This is a genomic window from Halopiger goleimassiliensis, from assembly GCF_000455345.1.
In the GTDB taxonomy this organism is placed as follows: domain Archaea; phylum Halobacteriota; class Halobacteria; order Halobacteriales; family Natrialbaceae; genus Halopiger_A; species Halopiger_A goleimassiliensis.
On record NZ_HG315690.1, the window covers coordinates 2655595 to 2668776 of the forward strand.

Sequence of the window (13182 nt, forward strand, 5' to 3'; positions counted from 1 at the left end):
GATTATTCATGTGAAACCATGGATCTGGAGACCGTCGAAGAACGGGCGGGGCCGCGGGAGTTCAGTCCCGCCGACGACCTTCCCGAGGAGTATCGGAAGGCGGCGACGCGAATGATCGAGTTCCACGCCAACAGCGAGATCATGGGCGCGTACCTGGAGCGCCCGTTCATCCGCCAGGCACCGAGCATCGATCGGAAGCTGGCCTTCTCCGCGAAGGTGCAGGACGAGATCGGTCACGGACAGTTGCTGTATCGGGCCGCGGAGTCGCTGGGGATCAAGACCCGCGAGGAGATGCTCGACGACCTCGCGAACGGCGACGGGAAGTTCCTCAACTGCTTCCACTACCCGATGGAGAGCTGGGTCGAGACGCCGATGATCGCGTTCTTCGTCGACGGCGCAGCGATGCGCCGCCAGGCGACGCTCCGCCGAACGAGCTGGGAACCGTACGCCCACGCGATGGACAAGGTGTGCTTCGAGGAGGGATTCCACGTCAAACACGGCGAGGACATCCTCCGCGAGCTGATGACCGGCTCCCGGAAGGAACAGCGGCTGACCCAGGAAGCCTTCGAGACGTGGTGGCCCCGCATCATCCAGTTCTTCGGGCCGACCGACGACCAGAGCACGCACCACGACTTCGCGGCCTCGGTCGGGCTGAAACAGAAGTCCAACGACGAGCTTCGGAACGCCTTCCTCGATCAGTACATCCCGAAAGCGCGGAAGTACGGCCTCGAGATTCCTGACGAGCCCCGCATTCGGGAACGGGACGACGGCACCTACGAGGTCGAAGAGGACGATCTGGACTGGGACGAGTTCTTCGCCATCGCGAAGAACGACTACGAGCCGGGCGTCGGGCAGATCGAGGGCCGGAAGGCCGCACAGGAGGCAGTCGAATGGGTCCGCGAGACGATCGAGAGCGATTCGCCAACCGCCGGCGGCCACGCGCCGACGGCGGCCGACTGACCATGATCTGGGAAGTGTTCCGACAGGCGGAATCGGGCGAGTATCACACCCACTGCGGCAACGTCCACGCGCCGGACCGCGAGATGGCGAAACAGTTCGCGGCGATCCAGCACGGCCGGCGCAAGCCGACGAACAGCCTCTGGGTCGTCCCCAAGGAAGAGATCGGCGAGATCGACGCCGAGGACGTCACGTTCGGCGGGACGACCGACAAGAGCTACCGCTGGGCGACGACCTACCGGACGACCGGCCAGGACGCCCGCGAGGTCGTCGAGTCCGAGGACGAACAGGCGACCGCCGAGAAACAGCGGGGTGATGCCTGATGACGGCAAGCTTCGACGACCCCGAGAATCTGGGCGAGCGCGAGCGGATCGCCCTCGAGACGCTGTGCAAGCGACTCGGTGACGACGAGTTCGTCCTGGCCGAGCGCTACACGGAGTGGCAGGTCCGCGCGCCGACGCTCGAGTCCGACCTGGCGCTGGCCAACAACGCCCAGGACGAACTCGGTCACGCGCGGCTGTGGTACGACGTGCTCGCGGACGTCGGACTCGACGAGCGGGACCTCGTCTACGAGCGCGACCCGGCCGACTTCCGCCACAGCACGCTCGTCGAACGCCCCTTCGACGAGGGCGCGTGGGACGACGCCGTCCTCCGGTCGTACCTGTACGACGTCGCCGAGGACGTCCGTCTCGAGGCGCTGGAGGACTCGGCACACCCGAAGATCGTCGACCGCGTCGGCAAGATCCGCAGCGAAGAGGAGTACCACCTCGAGCACGCCCAGAACTGGCTGGAGCGGCTCGCCGACGACGAGGAGGGCCGCGATCGCCTCCAGGAGACGCTCGACGAGCTGTTCCCGCACGCGTTGACGCTGTTCGAGCCGTGCGCGCCGCCTGGCGGCGCGAACGCGAGCGGCGACGAGCCGCGAGCGGCCGACGTCGAGGACGACATCGTCGAGTTCGGCCTGCGTCACGCGACCCTCGAGGAGCTGGGCGAGGAGTGGCTGTCGATCGTCGTCCCGTTCCTCGAGTCGCTGGACCTGGTCGTTCCCGTCGACGCGGACGACGACCTCGAGGTCGCGGTCACCGAGGACCTGCTCCCCGACGAGCGGGGCCGCGACGGGACCCACACCGACGCGTGGGCCGACCTCTACGACGAGTTCACGCACACGTACCGCGAACTCGAGCGGAGCGAACCGACCACGATCATGGACAAACCCCAATGAGCAGTAACGTCCCGGACCGCGACGCGACGCCCTGTGCGTACACCGACTACAGCGAGGGCGACGCCGTCGACGACCTCCCGGCGACCGGCGAGGACGCCAGCGGCGTCGAAGCCGACGTATGGGACGTCCTCTACGAGATCGAAGACCCCGAGATGCCGATCAGCATCGTCGACCTCGGGCTGATCTACGGGGTCGCCGTCGCGGACGGCGTCGCGACCGTCGACATGACCCTGACCTACTCGGGCTGTCCCGCCAGGGACATGCTCACCGACGAGGTCCGGGAGCGGGTCGCCGCCGTCGATGGCGTCGAGGAGGTCGACCTGCGCCTGGTCTGGAGTCCGGAGTGGACCGTCGAGCTGGTGACCGAACGAGGCAAGGAAGACCTGCGGGAGTTCGGGCTGAGCATATGAGACGGAGTCGCGATCCGAGCGTGACGACCGGCGGGGAAGACGTCGGCGCAGAGTGCCCGTACTGCGAGTCGACGAACACCGTCCGCGAACACCCGAAGGGACCGTCGCTCTGTCGGTCGATACACTACTGCAACGACTGCGAGCAACCCTTCGAGCGCTTCGAGTGAACGCGGGGATAGCCGACGGCTGCACCGCGGACGAAGAGTTTTGGTGCATGCTATCATTGCACAGGAATATGGCAGCGTCCATCCAGCGGACCGCACGCGAGGAGCTGCGAGCACTCCAATCGGAGCGACTTCGGGAGACGGTCCGGCACGCCTACGAGAACGTCCCGTTCTACCGGGAGCGGCTCGAGGAGGCCGGCATCGGCCCCGACGACGTCGACGGGATCGACGATATTCAGAACCTGCCGTTTACGACCAAGGAGGATTTCCGCGACGAGTATCCCGACGGCCTCTTCGCCGTCGACGACGACGAACTTCTCCGGATTCACGCCTCCTCGGGGACGACGGGGAAGCCCAAGATCGTCGCCTACACCGAGAGCGATCTCGAGCTGTGGGACGAGGTGATGGCCAGGTCGCTGGCGGCGGCGGGCATCGAGCCGGGCGAGACGTTCCAGAACGCTTACGGCTACGGCCTGTTCACGGGCGGGCTCGGGTTCCACGGCGGCGCGGAGGAACGCGGCCTCACCGTCGTCCCCACGGGCAGCGGTAACACCCAGCGGCAGGTCGAACTGGCGCGGGACCTCGAGAGCGACGCCATCGGCTGTACGCCCTCCTACGCGCTGTACTTCGCCGAGACCGCCGCGGGGATGGGCGTCGATCCCCGCGAGCTACCGCTCTCGACGGTGCTGTACGGCGCGGAACCGTGCACCGAGCCGATGCGCGAGGAGATCGAAAACCGTCTCGGGGCGACCGGCATCGAGAACTACGGCCTCTCGGAGCTGATCGGGCCGGGCGTCGCCGTCGAGTGTCACGAGGCCCAGGACGGGATGCACGTCTGGGAGGATCACTTCTATCCGGAGGTAGTCGATCCCCGGACCGGCGAACCCCTCCCCGAGGGCGAGGAGGGCGAACTCGTCCTGACGTCGCTGTCGAAGGAGGCCCTGCCCGTGTTGCGGTACCGGACCGGCGACCTCACGACGCTCACCGCCGAGAAGTGCGACTGCGGCCGCACGATGGTCCGCATGGACAGCGTTACGGGCCGCGCGGACGACCTGCTCATCGTCCGTGGGGTCAACCTCTATCCCAGCCAGATCGAGGACGTCGTCCTCGAGTTCGACGAGATCGCCCCGCACTACCGGATCGACCTCTACCGCGAGAACGCCCTCGACCGCATGGAACTCACCGTCGAACTCGTCGAGGGGTTCGACGGCGATCGCGAGGCGCTCCGTGAGGCGATCGGGGAGCGGTTGCACAACGCGCTGTCGTTCACGCCGGACGAACTCGAGTTGGTCGAACACGGGGCGATCGAGCGCACGGAGGTGGGGAAAGTCAAGCGCGTCTACGATCACCGGTGAGGTCGAGCCGCGAACCGATTGCGGGGAACGGGGCCGGAATCACATCGATACCCGGGAGCCGCGACGTGACGATCGTTCGGTCTCAGTGGTACTTTTATTGTGATCCGCGAGAAATCGTGGCGTGCATGGACATCGAAGCCTTCTTCGAGGGGATGCCCTTCGCGTCCCTGCTCGGAATCGAGGTCACCGAGTGCGCCGACGGGCACGCCGAGGGGCGGCTCGAGATGACCGAGGAACTGTCCTGGAACGAGGACGAGCTGATGGCCCACGGCGGCGTCACCTTCACGCTCGCGGACACCGTCGGCGGCGCGGCGCTGGTCTCGCTGGTCGACCAGCCCGTCCCGACGGTCGACATGCGGATCGACTACCTCGACGCGGGGACGGGCGACCTCTACGCGGAGGCGGACGTGGTCCGTTGCGGCGGGGACGTGGGCGTCGTCGACGTCGACGTCTACGCCGACGCAGACGACACGCTCATCGCCGACGCCCGGGGCGTCTACAAGACCGGCTAACCCAACTGCCACCCGACGGCGAAATCCGGGGGTGCCCTCGAGCGCGACCGGCGATCAGTCGTCGTCGGCGGGCGACTCGCCCGAACCCCCCGATCGATCGGAGCTGTCGTGCCCCGACGCGCCGTCGGGTCGGAGCACCGTCCGCTCGACCGTCGCGGCGGCGACCTCGCCGTCCTCGAATCGCAGGTCTTTGTACTCGAAGTCGCGGAACAGCGCGAGCTGATCGTCGTAGTGGCGATCGGGTTCCCCGTCGGGCGCGAGGTAGCCGGAGTTGCCGGGCGGCAACACGTTCTCGGCGCGTGCGACGCCGCCCTCGTCGCCGATCCGGACGAAGTGGTTCTCCGTGCCGCGGTTAACGAACGGCATCTCGCCGGCGTCGCCGACGCCGACGGGCATCCCGAACAGCACGACGTTGCCGAGGTCGTCGGTCTCGACGTCGGCGCGCCAGGCGGCGACGTCCGGGCCGTACTCGTCCTCGAGGGCGGCAACGGCCTCGCGGAACGCGGCGCGGAAGACGGCGTCGCGGTCCCCGTCGAAGTACTCGACGGCGGTGTCCAGCGCCGTCTCCTCGGGGTAGAGCGCGCGCATGAGCGTGGGACGGCCGTACCGGAAGTTCAGGAACGTCAGCGCCGTCTCGAACTCCTCGCCGAACGTCGGCGCGAACGTCCGCTCCAGCAGCCGCGGGAAGAACGCGTCGAAGACCGTGTACCCGACCGGGTATCGGCCCGCGTAGCCCGGGCCGTCCGCCTGGCGGTAATCGTCCCACCGCTCGAGCGCTGCTTTCGCCTCGGCTTCGGTCGCCGAGAGGTCGGCGTCCTCGAGCGCCTCGAGCAGGAACCGCTTGTATCGGATCGCTCGTAGGTCGACGAACGAGGTGTCGTAAACCAGCTCCTTCAGGTTCTCGTAGCTCACCGTCCCGCTCGTCTCGAGTTCGCGCTCGACCCGGTTGATCAGCCGCTGGACGCGGTGGTCGACGCCCCACGAGTAGCTCCGATCGCCGTTGTCCCAGTCGGGCGCGGGCTTGTTGTTCCACTGCGCAGAGTAGCCGGCGGGCGGATCGATGCTGTATGGGACCTCGCCGTCGGCCGCTCGCAGGAAGTCGTCGTCGGTCAGTTCGTGCTCGGTCCCGTCGGCCGGCAGCCGGGTGTCCCAGGGGACCGCCTCGGCGTCGGGATACCGACCGACGTGGAAGTAGCCGATGCCGCCCGCGCCGGCCCACACGAAGTTGAGCGAGTAGTCGCACTGTCGGGCCGCCTCGCCGTACGATTCGACGTCGTCGGCGAACTGCGCGTCGTAGAACGCCCGGAACGAGCGCATGTCTCGCCCGTCGTAGGCCCGCGTCTGGGCGATCGCCTCGCCGTTCTCGGGATCGTAGTCGGTGACGACGCCGTGGCGCGTCCGGCGGACGGTCTGGGTGACGTTCTGACCGTCGGCCACCTCGATGACCTGCTCGTCGGTCTCGATCGGATACCACTGGTCACGGAACTCGTACTCGTCCGGGCCGTCTTCGGTCGTGCGAATCGACTCGACGAACGTCTGGATGCTCTTGTCGACCCCCGCCGTCGAGGTGAATGCGCCGTCCCCGTTGTGCCCGAACATGACCGCCGGGTAGCCCGCGACGGTGATCCCGGCGATATCGAAGTCCGGGCCGTGGAGACCGACCTCGTACATCACCGAGGGCGTGGAGAACTCCATCTGCGGCCCGCCCATCAGCAGGTGGTCGCCGCTCTCCGTGATATCGCCGTGGACGGCCAGGGCCTTCGAGCCGACCGTCGTCGGGATACCCAGATCGCGAGCGCCCGTCACGAGCGTCTCGAGGCGCTCCTGCTGTCGCTCGAACGCGGCCCCGGGATCGCTCGAGAGCCGAGACTCGCCGCCGGTGATGCGGTTGCTGGTGCCCCCGCGTTCGCCGTTCGAGAGTCGGTCCTCGTAGATGCCGGCCTCGGCGGTCGGCGGCCGGAAGCCGGGATTGGGGACGTCGCCCGAGGTCGGCGCGTCCGGATCGTCGCCCCACTGCAGGTCCTCGAACAGGTCCCAGGCGGTCTCCTCGTCGTAGCGCTCCTCGAGCCCGGCCAGGACGGCCGCGTTCAGCGACTCGAGGTTCACGCCCGAGAAGAAGGCCATCGTCGCGACGAAGACGCCGGCGACGTCGACGGCGTCCCAGGGGTCGGGTTCGAAGCCGTGTTCGACGAACCCCCGGTGAAAGCCCGCGCGGTCGCTCTCGCCGGAGCGTACCGCCTCGATGTGGCGGTTGATCCCGTCGGCGTAGGCCCGCAGCACCGTCCGGTGTTCGGCGTCCAGTTGCGTCGCTATCTGATCCTCGAGAGGCACGCCACTGTCGTGGGTGAGTCGCGCCTCGCGGTCGAAGTCGACCCACTCCGCGCCCAGCACCGCGGCGACGGTGCCGTGGTAGTAGCGGCGGTACAGCTCGAGCTGGTAGAGCCGGTCCCGGGCCGTCGCGTACCCGTAGCCGTAGAAGACGGGTGCCGGACCGTCCGCACCGCGGGCGTAGACGTGGGGAACGCCGTACTCGTCGCGTCTGATCCGCACGGCCGTCTCGCGACCGTCGTCGCCGTACGCGAGCGTCGTCGTGCTGACGAAACTCCCCGCGGTAGCCGCCGCGCCGCCCCGCAAGAGGGCGCGCCTACTGATAGGTGCTACCATACCCCGTGCATCACGTTCCCGGTGAAAGGGCTACCGGTGGCGGAAGCCGTTACCGGCGGCCGTCCGGCGGCAGCGGTAGGCTACCGAACCCGGGGCGCTACCTCGTCGCCGAGGCGATGCACACAGTCGACCATCGCTTCGGTGCCGACGCCAGGGTGGTAGGTCCGGAGAATGAAGTGAACGTCGTCGCCCAGCGCCTGGCGGTACGTCTCGAGTTCGTCGACGACCTGGTCGGGCGTGCCGAAGATCGCCTGCTCCTTCAGTTCGCGCTTGCGCTCGTCGTCGAGTTCGGCGACGGACTCGCCGGAGAAGATCTCCTCGTACCGTCGCTGGACGTAGAAGTAGCCGTCGCGCATCGTCTCCCAGGCGTCCGCCCGGGAGTCGCCGACCCAGCCGTGCTGGAGGACGTAGAGCTCGAACTCGCCGTCGATGCCCTCCTCGGCTCGAACGTGGCGGATATCCTCGACGCGTTTGCGGACCCCCTCGACCGAGAGCGCGGAGGGCGCACACCAGGCGTCGGCGGTCCGGGCGGCCCGCCGAACCGCCGGCTTGGCCGCGCCGCCGAGCATGATCGGGACGTCGCCACCCGGCGGCTTGGGCGTGATCGAGACGTCCGCCGGCACGTCGCGGAAGTCCGACTCGTACTCGAGAGGACCCTTGCTCCAGGCGTTCCGGAGGAACGCCACGAGGTCCGCGAGCCGGTCGGCCCGCTCCTCGCGCGGGACGCCGAAGGCGTCGAACTCCCGCGGGTTCGAACCGATCGCCAGCCCGAGCGTGAGCCGGTCGTCCGCGAGCAGGTCGACGGTGGCAGCGTCCTCCGCCAGACGGATCGGGTCGTACAGCGGCCCGAGCGCGACGCAGCTGCCGATCTCGAGGGCGTCGGTCTCGGCGGCCATCGCGCCGAGGGTCGGCATCGTGGCGGAGAGGTAGCCGTCGTCGGCGAAGTGGTGTTCGGAGACCCACGCGCTGTCGAGGCCGGCGGCCTCGATCTCGCGGGTCAGCGTCAGGAGGTCGTCGTACACCTCGCTGGGCTCGCGGTCGTCGTCGGGGCGTTGCTGCGCCGTGAACAGTCCGGTTCCGAGTTTCATGGGTCAGTAGTCGATGACGGTGATCTCCTCGACGGGCCACTGGCTCAGGATCTCGACGCCGTTCTCGCGGACGACGACCATCTCCTCGACGCGGACGCCCTGGCGACCGGCCGGCTCCTGGGTCTCGACGGCCATCGTCATCCCCTCCTCGATCTCGATGGGGTGGTCCGGCGAGAGGCCGCGCCAGATCAGCGGCACCTCGTACAGCTGGAGGCCGAGCCCGTGCGCCCAGTGGTTCGTGGTCAGCTGCCAGTGCTCGTCGGCCCCGTAGTAGTCGGCGTGTTCGCCCGCCATGTCCGGGAACCCCTCGGCGATCTCGTCGGTCGTCGCGCCGGGTTCGATCCGCTCCAGGACGTCGTAGAGGGTGTCCCGCGCGGTCTCGTACGCATCCCGTTGTTCCCGCGTCGGTTCGCCCAGCGAGAAGGTGCGGTAGTAACACGACCGGTAGCCGAGGTAGCCGACGTTGTAGAAGTCGGCGTAGACGAGGTCGCCGGGTCGGAGCGCGCGATCGGTCGTGTTCGCCTGGTGCTTGGGCCAGGTGTTCGGGCCGGACGTGAGGTAGCCGCCGCCGACGAACGCGCCGTGTCGCCACAGTTCCCGCACCGCTTCGCCCCACACCTCGTTCTCGCGGGCTCCCGGCTCGGCGGCGTTCGTGATCCGCTGGAAGCCCGCTTCACAGATCGCCGCGACCATCCGCAGACACTCGATCTCGTCCTCGGTCTTGGTCGTGCGCGCCTCGAGCATCGCCTCCCGGGCGGTCCCGGTCTCGACTGCGAGCCCCTGGGCTTCGAGCGCCTCGACGAGGCCGGCGTTCCCGACGTCGATGCCGAGTTTCTCGTCGGCGACGCCGTACTCTTCGGCGGCCTCGGCGACGGTCTCGGCCATCGTCGAGAGCAAAAACCGCCGCGCCGAAGCGCTCCCCGACGCGCGCGGGACGTTCCCGAGTCCGGGGCAGGCGTACCGGACGTCCTCGAGCCAGGGGCAGTTCGCCCGCTGGTTGCTCGCGTGGTCGGCCGTGTCCCAGTGGACGACGTCGCCGTCCTCGGTCAGCAGCGTGTAGTGGTCCGCGCCGCTGCCGCCGGTCATCGCGAGCCCGGTCACGTAGCGGATGTTCGGATCCGAGAGCAGCAACATCGCGCCCAGATCGGTCTCCCGCAGCCGCTCGAGGGCCTTCTGCTTGCGTTCCTCGCGGAGGCGCTGGGTATCGATCCGTTGCTCCCAGTCGACGGCCTGGGTCCCGAGCGTGCCTTCCATGTACTCCCGTTCGTAGAACGGCATGGGTCGACGTATCACGGGAGCGTACTAAATCGTACTGCTCCCGGTGACCGTCCGTGTCGGACGAGCGACACCGATAAGGCGATCGGAGATGTGTGTTATCGCATGCCAATCCCCGGATACGATCCCGACGACATCGACGACAAGCTCGAAGGGTCGCTCACCGACGACCAGCTCGAGTCGCACCTCTCCGACGCGGAACTCGAGGCCTACCGCGACGGCGACGAGAGCCTGATCGACCTCCTCGAGGAGGACGAGGTCCGGCGGATCGTCGACGACGAGGACCCGCCGCTCGACGCGTCCGACTGAGTCGCGTCCGCGGCCGCTCACCCGGCGAGAGCGGCGTCGAAACCGGCACCTAACGCGTCGAACGGACCGATTAGACCGGCTCGAGACCGGCCTCCTCGCGCAGCACGTTGACGTACTTGCGGAAGCCGCGCTCGAGGTCGTACCGGACCTCGTAACCCAGATCCTCCTGTGCCTTCGTCATGTCCAGGTTCTGGGTCCAGGGGAGTTCTCCGTCGTCGGAGACGTCGACGTCGGCGTCGGGCACGATCGACTCGACGGTCTCGGCCGCCTCCCGGACCGTCGCGAGCACGCCGCGGACGTTGTAGACGCGCTGGGTGAGGTCCGCTTCGGGCGTGAACGCCGCCTTCCGAAACGCCTGGGCGATGTCCTCGACGTGCTGCCAGTCGACGTACTGGTCACCGTAGTCGACGCTGTAGGACTCGCCGAGCGCCGGCTTCTCGACGATGTTCGCGAGGAATGCGGAACCCCCGGTCTCCCGGTAGGGGCCGTAGGCGACCGTCGGGCGAAGCGCCACGTGGTCGAGCCCGTAGTCCTCGTAGTAGACCCGCGCCTGGTGCTCGTTGTACTCCTTGGTCGCGCCGTAGAGGGTGTCGGGATAGACGAGTTCGCCCTCGTCGACCCACTCGGCGTCGTAGTTCTCCGGCGGCGCGTAGACGGCCGCCGAGGACGCCCAGGCGACGCGCTCGACCTGATCGTCGAGCGTGCGGGCCGCCTCGAAGACGTTGTTCGTCCCCATGACGTTCACGTCGGCCGCCGCACGCGGGTTCTCGCGTGCGGTCGTCGTCAACAAGGCAGCCAGGTGGACGACGTGGGTCGCGCCCGTCTCCTTGATCGCCCGGATCACGTCGGTCGGCTCGGAGACGTCGCCGCGTCTGACCGTCACGTCGTCGGCGACGCCGAGGTTCTCGAGGATCTCCGTGTCCGTCGAGAGGTCGTAGGCGACCACGTCGTGGCCGTGTTCGAGCAGGTCCTGTACCACGTAGGAACCGATGAACCCGGTTCCGCCCGTCACCAGTACCGTTGCGTCGGTGTCGTTCATGCGTTATGGTTTCTCGATCGCGTACGTATATCTTGGTGGTCGTTCGCACGATTCGTGTCCGTCGTCACTCGTGGAGCCCTCCGATCGATTCGTAGAACGAGGAGGCAAGGGTGTCGGCCATGTCTTCCTCGCGGTCGATGCGGACGTCGAGGACGTAGGGGATGTCCGCGGCCGTCGCTTCCTCGAGCGCCGGAACGAGGTCAGCGGGATCGATCACGCGCCGGCCGACGGCACCGAACGCCTCGGCGACCGTCACGAAGTCGGTGTCGTGGAACTCGACGCCGGCGATCTCGCCCTCGTCCTGCATCTGGCGGACCATGCCGAGGCTGGTGTCGTTCAGGACGACGAACGTCGGCGCGACGCCGTACTCGACGGCGGTTTCGACGCTGTTCATCGTCATCGCGAAGCCCCCGTCGCCGGCGACCGAGATCACGTCGTCGTCGGTCGTCAGCGCCGCGGCCACCGCGGCCGGCTGTGCCCACCCCATTCCGCCGACGCCGCCGCTGCCGAAGTAGGTCCGGACCGCCGGCGTCTGGAGGTAGTACAGCAGCCAGAACCGGTTGTTCCCCGAGTCGGCGGTGACGATCGTCTCCGCGTCGACGACCGACTCGATCGCGTCGACCGCGCGCTGGGGCTTGATCGGCGTCGAGTCGGCGTCGCACTCGGGCGCGTCGAACCACTCGCGGGCCGCGGCGGCCCGCTCGAGCGCCCAGTCGTTCGCGGCCCCGCCGGCGTCGGAAAGCGCCGCGAGGCTCTCGGCTGCGTCGCCGATCAGGCCGACGTCCGCCGGGTAGACCCACCCGGCGTTGCGCGTATCGACGTCCGCGTGGACGATCGTCTGCTCGTCGGGCCGGATGAACGACGGGGCCTGCCAGTTGGTGTCCATCGGGTTCAGCCGACAGCCGACTACGAGCAGCGTATCGGCCTCGCTGACGACCCGGTTCGCTCCCTCGTGACCGAACGAGCCGATGACGCCGGCGGCACGCTCGTCGGTCTCCGGGAACGTCGACTTCCCGAGGTAGGAGGTAACGACGGCGCAGTCGTAGGCCTCGGCGACCGCCGCGAGTTCGTCGTACGCCCCCGCGGCGTGGACGCCGTTGCCCGCGATGATCACCGGTCGATCGGCCGCCTCGAGCGCGTCAGCGGCCGCGGCGACGTCCTCGTCGGTCGGCGCGGCGTCCCACGTCCGCGTCTGGGCGCGGGCGTCCCAGGCGGGTGGGGTCGGGTCCTCGGGGACGTCGGCCGTGATCGCGTTGCCGTCCAGGATCACCGCGGTGGGTCCGGGCCGGCCGGCAACGGCGTGCTTGAACGCCAACTGCGTCGACCGCACCGTCTCGACGGGCGTGCGCGGGAACCACCACTCCTTCGCGACGCCGTCGAGGATGTCGGGCAGGCTGAGCCCGCCGTAGTCCCCGCGGGACTGCTGGTAGGGGGCCAGCGTCGAGTACTCGCCGCGCTCCGAGGCCTCGGTGAGCACGACCATCGGCGACGAGGACAGTCGCGCCTCCATCTGGCCGATCGAGCCCAGGCTACCGATCCACGGCCCCTGGCCGGTGAGCACGCCCGGCCGACCCGTCAGCCGACCGTACGTCTCGGCCATGACGCTGGCCTCGCGCTCGTCGCGCGGCCTGACGACGTCGACCTCGGAGTCGGGGAGGTGCTCGAACAGTTCGATGACCCGACCGCCCGGGTAGCCGAAGACGTACTCGACGCCCAACTGCTCGAGCGTCTCGACGAGCGCGGACGCGGTCGTCGTCATTCGTCCGCGTCGACGTGAACCGTTTCTTCGACGATCAGGCGCGGCCCCGCGCCCACGTCGACGAACTCCGCGGCGTCGGTCTGGACCTCCTGCCCGACGTCGGAGGCGAACGCTTCCTGCAGCGCCTCGGGACTCTCGAAGGTGAGTTCGAGGACGCCGTCGTACTCGGTCTCCTCGGGGGAGACGGGGACGGAAGTGCTGTACCGCGTTAGTCCAGGGAGTTCGCGGGCGATCTCCGCGTGCTCGCCCTGCCAGCGTTCGACGAACTCGTCGTGACTGTACTCGTCGCTCCGGACGAGGAACTCGACCAGTTTTGTCATGCACGTACACTGTTGCGTGCCGGCGACTTTGTTCTAACGGTGCGGTGTGTCCACGTTCCGCACGGCACGCATCGCGGCCGCCGGGCACGCGTCCCCGAACCGCTCGTC

General features: G+C 68.5%; 14 protein-coding genes. 8 read left to right on the forward strand and 6 right to left on the reverse strand.

All coding sequences use genetic code 11. From position 1 onward, the window contains the following. Window positions 1-18 precede the first annotated feature (18 nt). The 7 genes from paaA to TX79_RS13080 all read left to right on the forward strand — a co-directional run bounded on the left by paaA (window position 19) and on the right by TX79_RS13080 (window position 4620). Entirely contained in the window at window positions 19-960 is a 942-nt protein-coding gene (gene paaA / locus TX79_RS13055) for a 1,2-phenylacetyl-CoA epoxidase subunit PaaA (RefSeq protein ID WP_049927875.1), read from the forward strand. 2 nt (window positions 961-962) lie between these two features. Then, window positions 963-1280, forward strand: a complete 318-nt coding sequence (paaB, locus tag TX79_RS13060) for a 1,2-phenylacetyl-CoA epoxidase subunit PaaB (protein ID WP_049927876.1) — start codon at window positions 963-965, stop codon at window positions 1278-1280. Beyond that, a complete protein-coding gene (paaC, locus tag TX79_RS13065; RefSeq protein ID WP_195892499.1) occupies window positions 1280-2179 on the forward strand; it encodes a 1,2-phenylacetyl-CoA epoxidase subunit PaaC in 900 nt (299 codons plus the stop codon). The genes paaB and paaC overlap by 1 nt, the downstream gene beginning before the upstream one ends. Then, entirely contained in the window at window positions 2176-2589 is a 414-nt protein-coding gene (gene paaD / locus TX79_RS13070) for a 1,2-phenylacetyl-CoA epoxidase subunit PaaD (RefSeq protein ID WP_049927878.1), read from the forward strand. The genes paaC and paaD overlap by 4 nt, the downstream gene beginning before the upstream one ends. Next, window positions 2586-2756, forward strand: coding sequence for a 1,2-phenylacetyl-CoA epoxidase subunit PaaE (gene paaE, locus TX79_RS19705; RefSeq protein ID WP_195892500.1), 171 nt, complete (start codon window positions 2586-2588; stop codon window positions 2754-2756). The genes paaD and paaE overlap by 4 nt, the downstream gene beginning before the upstream one ends. Before the next feature lie 68 nt (window positions 2757-2824). Next, on the forward strand, window positions 2825-4108 hold the full coding sequence (paaK, locus tag TX79_RS13075; protein WP_049927879.1) for a phenylacetate--CoA ligase PaaK: 1284 nt from the start codon (window positions 2825-2827) through the stop codon (window positions 4106-4108). A gap of 125 nt (window positions 4109-4233) precedes the next feature. After that, window positions 4234-4620, forward strand: coding sequence for a PaaI family thioesterase (locus TX79_RS13080; RefSeq protein ID WP_049927880.1), 387 nt, complete (start codon window positions 4234-4236; stop codon window positions 4618-4620). Window positions 4621-4674: 54 nt separating this feature from the next. On the opposite strand, the gene TX79_RS13085 is transcribed toward TX79_RS13080, so the two are convergent. The 3 genes from TX79_RS13085 to TX79_RS13095 form a co-directional block, all read right to left on the reverse strand. Further along, a complete protein-coding gene (locus TX79_RS13085) occupies window positions 4675-7284 on the reverse strand; it encodes a penicillin acylase family protein (RefSeq protein WP_049927881.1) in 2610 nt (869 codons plus the stop codon). An 80-nt stretch (window positions 7285-7364) separates the two neighbouring features. Further along, entirely contained in the window at window positions 7365-8372 is a 1008-nt protein-coding gene (locus TX79_RS13090; protein ID WP_049927882.1) for an LLM class flavin-dependent oxidoreductase, read from the reverse strand. Window positions 8373-8375: 3 nt separating this feature from the next. Further along, window positions 8376-9650 (reverse strand): M24 family metallopeptidase, encoded by a 1275-nt coding sequence (locus TX79_RS13095; protein ID WP_049927884.1) that lies wholly within the window; start codon window positions 9648-9650, stop codon window positions 8376-8378. 102 nt (window positions 9651-9752) lie between these two features. Here TX79_RS13095 and TX79_RS13100 point away from each other — a divergent pair, with 102 nt between their 5' ends. Further along, window positions 9753-9956 carry a hypothetical protein gene (locus tag TX79_RS13100; protein ID WP_049927885.1) on the forward strand — a complete coding sequence of 68 codons (204 nt, stop codon included), beginning with the start codon at window positions 9753-9755 and terminating at the stop codon, window positions 9954-9956. Window positions 9957-10026: 70 nt separating this feature from the next. Here TX79_RS13100 and TX79_RS13105 read toward each other — a convergent pair whose 3' ends face one another. From TX79_RS13105 to TX79_RS13115, 3 genes are all read right to left on the reverse strand, one after another. Continuing rightward, window positions 10027-10995, reverse strand: coding sequence for an NAD-dependent epimerase/dehydratase family protein (locus TX79_RS13105; protein ID WP_049927886.1), 969 nt, complete (start codon window positions 10993-10995; stop codon window positions 10027-10029). Between the two features lie 64 nt (window positions 10996-11059). After that, window positions 11060-12754 carry a thiamine pyrophosphate-binding protein gene (locus tag TX79_RS13110; protein WP_049927887.1) on the reverse strand — a complete coding sequence of 565 codons (1695 nt, stop codon included), beginning with the start codon at window positions 12752-12754 and terminating at the stop codon, window positions 11060-11062. After that, entirely contained in the window at window positions 12751-13074 is a 324-nt protein-coding gene (locus tag TX79_RS13115) for an EthD family reductase (protein WP_049927888.1), read from the reverse strand. Before TX79_RS13115 ends, TX79_RS13110 begins: the two co-directional genes overlap by 4 nt. Between the last annotated feature and the right edge of the window lie 108 nt (window positions 13075-13182).

Coding starts and splice junctions, on each gene's coding strand:
- TX79_RS13095 (WP_049927884.1), bottom strand. CDS start 9,650: ATGCCGTTCTACGAACGGGAGTACATGGAAGGCACGCTCGGGACCCAG.
- paaE (WP_195892500.1), top strand. CDS start 2,586: ATGAGACGGAGTCGCGATCCGAGCGTGACGACCGGCGGGGAAGACGTC.
- TX79_RS13085 (WP_049927881.1), bottom strand. CDS start 7,284: ATGGTAGCACCTATCAGTAGGCGCGCCCTCTTGCGGGGCGGCGCGGCG.
- TX79_RS13080 (WP_049927880.1), top strand. CDS start 4,234: ATGGACATCGAAGCCTTCTTCGAGGGGATGCCCTTCGCGTCCCTGCTC.
- paaB (WP_049927876.1), top strand. CDS start 963: ATGATCTGGGAAGTGTTCCGACAGGCGGAATCGGGCGAGTATCACACC.
- paaC (WP_195892499.1), top strand. CDS start 1,280: ATGACGGCAAGCTTCGACGACCCCGAGAATCTGGGCGAGCGCGAGCGG.
- paaA (WP_049927875.1), top strand. CDS start 19: ATGGATCTGGAGACCGTCGAAGAACGGGCGGGGCCGCGGGAGTTCAGT.
- TX79_RS13090 (WP_049927882.1), bottom strand. CDS start 8,372: ATGAAACTCGGAACCGGACTGTTCACGGCGCAGCAACGCCCCGACGAC.
- paaD (WP_049927878.1), top strand. CDS start 2,176: ATGAGCAGTAACGTCCCGGACCGCGACGCGACGCCCTGTGCGTACACC.
- TX79_RS13100 (WP_049927885.1), top strand. CDS start 9,753: ATGCCAATCCCCGGATACGATCCCGACGACATCGACGACAAGCTCGAA.
- paaK (WP_049927879.1), top strand. CDS start 2,825: ATGGCAGCGTCCATCCAGCGGACCGCACGCGAGGAGCTGCGAGCACTC.
- TX79_RS13110 (WP_049927887.1), bottom strand. CDS start 12,754: ATGACGACGACCGCGTCCGCGCTCGTCGAGACGCTCGAGCAGTTGGGC.
- TX79_RS13115 (WP_049927888.1), bottom strand. CDS start 13,074: ATGACAAAACTGGTCGAGTTCCTCGTCCGGAGCGACGAGTACAGTCAC.
- TX79_RS13105 (WP_049927886.1), bottom strand. CDS start 10,995: ATGAACGACACCGACGCAACGGTACTGGTGACGGGCGGAACCGGGTTC.